At 72.4% G+C, this 7,462-nt stretch carries 6 protein-coding genes and 2 pseudogenes; 6 read left to right on the forward strand and 2 right to left on the reverse strand.

Annotation, left to right across the window (positions count from 1 at the left end):
• Positions 1-241: 241 nt before the first annotated feature.
• Entirely contained in the window at positions 242-1,741 is a 1,500-nt protein-coding gene (locus ACYVE9_RS10860) for a peptide MFS transporter (protein ID WP_461027571.1), read from the reverse strand.
• A gap of 355 nt (positions 1,742-2,096) precedes the next feature.
• Here ACYVE9_RS10860 and ACYVE9_RS10865 point away from each other — a divergent pair, with 355 nt between their 5' ends.
• The 3 genes and pseudogenes from ACYVE9_RS10865 to ACYVE9_RS10875 form a co-directional block, all read left to right on the forward strand.
• Positions 2,097-2,774, forward strand: coding sequence for a response regulator transcription factor (locus ACYVE9_RS10865; protein WP_461027572.1), 678 nt, complete (start codon positions 2,097-2,099; stop codon positions 2,772-2,774).
• A 90-nt stretch (positions 2,775-2,864) separates the two neighbouring features.
• Positions 2,865-3,068, forward strand: a pseudogene (locus tag ACYVE9_RS10870) (two-component sensor histidine kinase); the annotation flags it as partial.
• 24 nt (positions 3,069-3,092) lie between these two features.
• Positions 3,093-4,037 (forward strand): annotated as a pseudogene (locus ACYVE9_RS10875) (sensor histidine kinase); the annotation flags it as partial.
• On the opposite strand, the gene ACYVE9_RS10880 reads toward ACYVE9_RS10875, so the two are convergent.
• Positions 3,972-4,484 (reverse strand): GtrA family protein, encoded by a 513-nt coding sequence (locus tag ACYVE9_RS10880; protein WP_461027573.1) that lies wholly within the window; start codon positions 4,482-4,484, stop codon positions 3,972-3,974. The pseudogene ACYVE9_RS10875 and the gene ACYVE9_RS10880 overlap by 66 nt on opposite strands.
• 69 nt (positions 4,485-4,553) lie before the next feature.
• On the opposite strand from ACYVE9_RS10880, the gene ACYVE9_RS10885 reads away from it, so the two are divergent.
• The 3 genes from ACYVE9_RS10885 to ACYVE9_RS10895 are packed head-to-tail and all read left to right on the forward strand — an operon-like array spanning position 4,554 to position 7,443.
• Positions 4,554-5,693, forward strand: coding sequence for a 5-(carboxyamino)imidazole ribonucleotide synthase (locus ACYVE9_RS10885; RefSeq protein ID WP_461027574.1), 1,140 nt, complete (start codon positions 4,554-4,556; stop codon positions 5,691-5,693).
• Complete coding sequence (purE, locus tag ACYVE9_RS10890) at positions 5,690-6,223, forward strand: 5-(carboxyamino)imidazole ribonucleotide mutase (protein WP_461027575.1); 534 nt, start codon at positions 5,690-5,692, stop codon at positions 6,221-6,223. Before ACYVE9_RS10885 ends, purE begins: the two co-directional genes overlap by 4 nt.
• Positions 6,224-6,225: 2 nt before the next feature.
• Positions 6,226-7,443 carry a dipeptidase gene (locus ACYVE9_RS10895; RefSeq protein WP_461027576.1) on the forward strand — a complete coding sequence of 406 codons (1,218 nt, stop codon included), beginning with the start codon at positions 6,226-6,228 and terminating at the stop codon, positions 7,441-7,443.
• Positions 7,444-7,462 lie beyond the last annotated feature (19 nt).

Below are 7,462 nucleotides of genomic sequence, written 5' to 3' on the forward strand. Positions count from 1 at the left end.
GGGCGGGCCGTGTCGGTGCGCACGGCCCAGCCGGTGCCCAGCACCAGCGCCGTACAGAGGACCAGACCCGTCACCGCGGTACGCACCCGCCCATCGTCACGCCCGCCCCCTCCTCCCGCACCCCGGGCCCCGGGCCCCGGGCCCCGGGGCAAGGCGGCCGACATCGCCGCAGCCCCGGACCGGCGGCGGTCCGGGGCTGCGGGCGGGTGCTGCGGGGCGGTGGTGTGCCGTCCCGGGCAGTTCAGCTGACGTCGCCCATCAGGCCGCGCATCCGCCGGGAGCCCGCGATGAACGCCAGCCCAGCGGCCACGGCGACCACGGCCCACATCGAGTAGTAGACGGCGTCGCCCAGCGGCTCGTTGAGGCGGGTGGCCCAGCCGTTGAGCGCGTTGCCGGTGGCCACCGCGAGGAACCACAGGCCCATGATCTGGCTGACGAACTGCTTCGGCGCCAGCTTCGTGGACAGCGACAGGCCGACAGGGGAGAGGCACATCTCACCGACGGTCTGCACCAGGTAGACACCCAGCAGCCACATCACGGTGACCCGTCCGGTCTCACTGGACGATGCCGCCGCGCCGGCCAGGCCCATCAGGGCGAACGAGCCGCCGATCAGCAGCATCGCCAGGCCGAACTTCACCGGGGTGCTGGGCTCCCGCTGCCGCTGCGCCAGCTTCACCCACAGCGTCGCGAACAGCGGCGCGAGGATGATCACGTAGGCGGGGTTGACGGACTGGAGCCAGGAGGCGGGGAACTCCCAACCGCCGATGCCGCGGTCGGTCTTCTCCTTGGCGAAGATGTTGAGCAGCGACCCGGACTGGTCGTAGATCATCCAGAACAGCACCGCGGTGACGAAGAACCACATGAAGGCCACGACCTTCGGGCGCTCCGCCGCGGTCAGCTGCGGGCTGCGGAACATCACCACGAAGTAGCCGACCGGCACGACCACACCGAGCACGGCCAGCACGTTGACCAGGTGCTCGACGTCGAAGGTGCCCAGCGCCACGTCGAGCAGCAGCGCGGCGGCGGCCACCCCCGCCCACAGCAGCACCCGGCGCAGGGCGGTGCGCCGCTCGGCGGGGGAGGCGGGGTCGGCGGGCACCAGGCCGGCCTCACCGAGGTGGCGGCTGCCCAGCACGTACTGCACGACGGCGAGTGTCATGCCGACGCCGGCCACGGCGAAGCCGAGGTGCCAGTCGACGTTCTCACCGAGGTAGCCGACGATCAGCGGCGCGGCCAGCGCACCGATGTTGATCGCCATGTAGAACAGCGTGAACCCGGCGTCGCGCCGGGCGCTGGACTGCCCCTCGTAGAGGTGGCCGACCATCGCGGAGATGTTGGGCTTCAGCAGGCCGGTGCCGACCGCGATGAGGCCGAGCCCGACGAAGAACACCGCCGGGTGGGGCACGGCGAGCGTGAAGTGGCCGGCGGCGATGACGACGCCGCCCACCAGGACGGCCTTGCGGGCGCCCCACAGCCGGTCGGCCACCCAGCCGCCGGGCATCGCGGCCATGTAGACGACCGCGTTGTACACGCCGTAGATCGCGACCGCGGTGGTCTCGTCGATGCCGAGTCCGCCGTCGACGACCGCGGTGTAGAGGTAGAGGACGAGCAGGGCGCGCATTCCGTACCAGGAGAAGCGCTCCCACATCTCCGTCATGAAGAGCGTGGCCATACCGCGGGGGTGGCCGAAGAAGGTCTTGCCGCCTGACGGGGCGGTGCCCTTCGTCGCGCTGGACGCCATGGGTTGATCCTTGCTGGTTCGCCGGCCCGCGCGCCGGCGGGTGGGCGGGCGCGCGCCCGGACGGGGGGTGGTGCGGGCCGGTGTCGCCCGCCCGCACAGGAAAAGGGACCCCTGCCGCTGGAGGCGAGCGGGGGACCCCGTGGCTCCCCGCGCGGGGGAGCATCCTCACCATACGTCACCGCTGCGCACCCTCAGAAAGTGATTGAGGCGTGAATCACAGGTAAAGAGCTTCTCAATGGCACGTAAGAAAGGTAAAGGCCGGGTCTTCCCCTTGGGTGTGCGGGGTTCGCTGGTGACGGTCAGTGGCTGTCGAGGTGCGCCCCCTCAGCCGTGCCAGGCGGTCTACCATCGGCCCATGACCCGAGTACTGCTCGCCGAGGACGACGCGTCCATCTCGGAGCCCCTCGCCCGCGCCCTGCGCCGCGAGGGGTACGAGGTCGAGGTGCGGGAGGACGGCCCCGGCGCCCTCGACGCCGGACTCCACCGGGAGATCGACCTGGTGGTGCTCGACCTCGGGTTGCCCGGCATGGACGGTCTCGAGGTGTGCCGGCGCCTCCGCAACGAGGGCTTCGGCTTCCCCGTCCTGGTGCTGACCGCGCGCGCCGACGAGGTGGACACCGTCGTCGGCCTCGACGCCGGTGCCGACGACTACGTGACCAAGCCGTTCCGCCTCGCCGAGCTGCTCGCCCGGGTCCGGGCGCTGCTGCGGCGCGGCAGCACCGAGCCCGCCCAGCCCGCCGCCACCCACGGGGTGCGCATCGACGTCGAGTCGCACCGGGCGTGGATGGGCGACGAGGAGCTCCAGCTCACCGCCAAGGAGTTCGACCTGCTGCGGGTGCTGGTGCGCGACGCGGGCCGCGTCGTCACCCGCGACCAGCTGATGCGCGAGGTCTGGGACACCACCTGGTGGTCCTCCACCAAGACCCTCGACATGCACATCTCCTGGCTGCGCAAGAAGCTCGGTGACGACGCCGCCAACCCCCGCTACATCGCCACCGTGCGCGGCGTCGGCTTCCGCTTCGAGAAGAACTGACCGAACCGCCGCATGCGCCGCCGCCTGATCAACTCCACGCTCGCCGTGGTGCTCGTCGTCATCGCCGTCTTCGGGCTCTCCCTGGTCATCGTGGAGGCCCAGGCCATCGAGAAGAGCGCCCACGAGAGCACCCGCTCGGAGGCCGCCCGCATCGTCGCCGTCGTCGAGGCCCGGCTCGCCGCCGGCGAGACCGTCTCCGCCCGGACCATGCGCAGCGCGGCCCCCGCCGACCGGTACGTGACCGTCACCCTGCCCGGCCAGCGCGCCTTCTCCCTGGGCGAGAAGCCCGGCGACGGGGTCATCGAGGGCCGGGCCGTCGGCACCAACGGGGAACGCGTCACCGTGCAGCAGTCCCGCAGTGTGGTCAGCGACGAGGTCGGACGCATACTCGTGATCATTCTCGTGCTGGTGCTGGTCACGGTGCTCGCCGCCGCGCTGCTGGCCGTACGGCAGGCCCGCCGCCTCGCCACCCCGCTGACCGACCTGGCCGAGACCGCCGAACGGCTCGGGTCCGGTGACCCCCGCCCGCGCCACCGCCGCTACGGCGTGCCCGAGCTGGACCGGGTCGCCGACGTGCTGGACGCCAGTGCCGAACGCATCGCCCGCATGCTCACCGCCGAGCGGCGACTGGCCGCCGACGCCTCCCACCAGCTCCGCACCCCGCTCACCGCGCTGTCCATGCGGCTGGAGGAGATCATGGAGACCGCCGACAGCGAACCGGACACGGTCAGGGAGGAGGCGGCGATCGCGCTGGCCCAGGTCGAGCGGCTCACCGAGGTCGTCGGACGGCTGCTCACCAACTCCCGGGACGCCCGCTCCGGCTCCGCCGTCGGCTTCGACCTCGACGAGGTCGTGCTCCAGCAGGTCGAGGAGTGGCGCCCCGCCTACCGGCAGGCCGGCCGGGCCGTCGTGCACTCCGGCAAGCCCTGCCTGCGCGCCGTCGGCACCCCGGGCGCGGTCGCCACCGTACTGGCCACCCTGATCGAGAACTCACTGATGCACGGCGCCGGAACCGTCGCCCTGCGGACCCGGGTCGCCGGCAACCAGGTCGTCGTCGAGGTCACCGACGAGGGCCAGGGCGTCTCACCCGAACTGGGCTCCCGGGTCTTCGAGCGGACCGTCAGCGGACGCAACTCCACCGGGCTCGGCCTCGCCGTCGCCCGCGACCTCGCCGAAGCCGACGGCGGACGCCTGGAGCTACTTCAGCAGCATCCGCCGGTCTTTGCGCTGTTCCTCAGCCGCGACATCCAGCCGCACCTCTGAGGGATCCCACCGGAACACCCACGTGCGGTAGGACCAGAACCGGAAGACGGTGCCCAGGCCGAGGCCCACCACGTTCTTCGCGATGTTGTCGGCCAGCGTCGAGGTGAAGCCCAGACCGTAGTGCGACAGGGCCAGGATCCCGTTCTCGATCACCATGCCGACGCCGCTGAACAGCAGGAACAGCGTCGCCTCCCGCCGCACCCGCTTCTTGTCGGCGTCCTGGTACGTCCAGTACCGGTTCCCGACGTAGTTGGTGCAGATCGCCACCGCGGTGGCGATCACCCCCGAACGCACCGGGGCCAGCCCGAAGCCGTGCGTGCACACGTTGAACACGACGACGTTGACGACCACGCCGAGGGCCCCCACCGTGCCGAACTTGGCCATCTCGCGCGTCAGCCGTCTCAGCCTTGAGCGCACCGAGCGCTTCTCCACCGTACTGATGTCCATCGCCCCGTCCGGTCGGCTGCCTGGCCTCCCTCCAGCTAACCACGTCCGCGCGCCGCGTACCCTTGGAGCGTGACGTTCCCGGTAGTCGGCATGGTCGGCGGCGGTCAGCTCGCCCGCATGACCCACGAGGCGGGCATCCCCCTCGGCCTGAAGTTCAAGCTCCTCAGTGACACCCCGCAGGACTCCGCGGCGCAGGTGGTCGGTGACGTGGTCATCGGCGACTACCGCGACCTGGAGACCCTGCGGGCCTTCGCGCGCGGCTGCGACGTGATCACCTTCGACCACGAGCACGTGCCCACCGAGCACCTGCGCGCGCTCGTCGCCGACGGCGTTCCCGTCCGCCCCGGCCCCGACGCGCTGGTGCACGCCCAGGACAAGGGCGTCATGCGGGCCCGGCTGGACGCCATCGGCGTGCCCTGCCCGCGGCACCGCATCGTGCGCGACCCGGCGGACGTGGCCGCCTTCGCCGCCGAGGGCGGCGGCTTCCCCGTCGTGCTGAAGACGGTGCGCGGCGGCTACGACGGCAAGGGCGTGTGGGTGGTCCGCGACGCCGAGCAGGCCGCCGACCCCTTCAAGGCCGGCGTGCCGGTGCTCGCCGAGGAGAAGGTCGACTTCGTCCGCGAGCTCGCCGCCAACGTCGTCAGGTCCCCGCACGGCCAGGCCGTCGCCTACCCGGTCGTGGAGTCCGTCCAGGTGGACGGCGTCTGCGACACGGTGATCGCCCCCGCCCCCGGCCTCAGCCCGCAGCGCTCCGCCGCCGCCCAGCAGCTGGCGCTGCGCATCGCCGACGAACTCGACGTCGTCGGCCACCTCGCCGTGGAACTGTTCGAGACCCGCGACGGCCGGACCCTCGTCAACGAACTCGCGATGCGCCCCCACAACTCCGGCCACTGGACCCAGGACGGCGCGATCACCTCCCAGTTCGCCAACCACGTCCGGGCCGTGCTCGACCTGCCGCTGGGCGACCCCCGGCCGCGCGCCGCGTGGACGGTCATGGCCAACGTGCTCGGCGGCGACTACCCCGACATGTACGCCGCGTACCTGCACTGCATGGCCCGCGACCCGCAGGTCAAGATCCACATGTACGGCAAGGACGTGAAGCCCGGCCGCAAGGTCGGCCACGTCAACACCTTCGGCGACGACCTCGACGAGGTGCGGGCCCGGGCCCGCCACGCCGCCGACTACCTGCGAGGGACGATCAACGAATGACTGCCGCCTCCACCAGCCCCGCCGTGGGCATCGTCATGGGATCCGACTCCGACTGGCCCGTCATGGAGGCCGCCGCGGAGGCGCTCGACGAGTTCGACGTGCCCTACGAGGTGGACGTCGTCTCCGCTCACCGGATGCCCCACGAGATGATCGCCTACGGCGAGCAGGCGGCGTCCCGCGGACTGCGCACCCTCATCGCCGGCGCCGGCGGCGCCGCCCACCTGCCCGGCATGCTCGCCGCGGTCACCCCGCTGCCCGTCATCGGCGTCCCCGTCCCGCTGAAGTACCTCGACGGCATGGACTCCCTGCTCTCCATCGTGCAGATGCCCGCCGGCGTCCCCGTGGCCACCGTCTCCATCGGCGGCGCCCGCAACGCCGGGCTGCTCGCCGCCCGCATCCTCGCCGCCCACGACGGCGACCTCCAGGAGCGGATGCGGCAGTTCCAGCAGGAGCTGAACGAGCAGGCCACCGAGAAGGGCCGGCGGCTCCGCAGCAGGACCGACGGCGGCGGCTTCGGCTTCGGGAAGTGAGCATGGGCGACCACCTCACCCGGGCCCGGGAACTGCTCGCCGACCACCCCGTCGTCGACGGCCACAACGACCTGCCGTGGGCGCTGCGCCAACAGGTCCGCTACGACCTGGACCAGCGGGACATCGCCGCCGACCAGTCCGCCCACCTGCACACCGACCTGCCCCGGCTGCGGGCCGGCGGCGTCGGCGCCCAGTTCTGGTCGGTCTACGTGCGCAGCGACTACGCCGGGGACACCGCCGTCAGCGCCTGCCTGGAGCAGATCGACGCGGTGCGGCAGCTCACCGACCGCTACCCCGACGACCTGCGACTCGCCACCACCGCCGACGAGATGGAGTCGGCGCGGCGGAGCGGGCGGATCGCCTCGCTGATGGGCGCCGAGGGAGGCCACTCCATCGGCAACTCGCTGGGCACCCTGCGCGCCTTCGGCCGCCTCGGCGTGCGCTACCTGACGCTCACCCACAACGACACCATCGACTGGGCCGACTCCGCCACCGACGAGCCCCGCCACGACGGGCTCACCCGGTTCGGCGAGGAGGTCGTGCGGGAGCTGAACCGCGCCGGCATGCTCGCCGACCTCTCGCACGTCGCCGCGACGACCATGCGCGACGCCCTGCGGGTCTCCGAGGCGCCGGTGGTGTTCTCGCACTCCTCGTCCCGCGCGATCTGCGACCACCCGCGCAACATCCCCGACGACGTGCTCGCGCTGCTGCCCGCCAACGGCGGCGTCGCCATGGCGACCTTCGTGCCGAAGTTCATCCTGCCCGCCGCCGTCGAGTGGACCGCCCGCGCGGACGACAACATGCGCGCCAACGGGCTGCACCACCTCGACACCACCGAGGCGGGCATGCGCGTCCAGCGCGCCTTCGAGGCCGCCAACCCGCGCCCGGTCGCCACCGCCGCCACCGTCGCCGACCACCTGGACCACATGCGCGAGGTCGCCGGCATCGACCACCTCGGCATCGGCGGCGACTTCGACGGCACCGCCTTCCTGCCGGACGGACTCGACAGCGTCGCCGGCTACCCCCACCTGATCGCCGAACTGCTGCGGCGCCACTGGTCGGAGGCGGACCTGGCCAAACTGACCTGGCACAACGCCGTCCGCGTGCTACGCGACGCCGAGTCCGTCGCCCGCGACCTGCGCGCCCGCCGCAGCCCGTCCAACGCGACCATCGAGCAACTCGACGGCGCGCCCTCGGAGTCCACCGCCGCCGGCCGGTAGGCCCGCGGGCGGCGGGCCC

It is taken from the genome of Streptomyces sparsus (assembly GCF_054776295.1).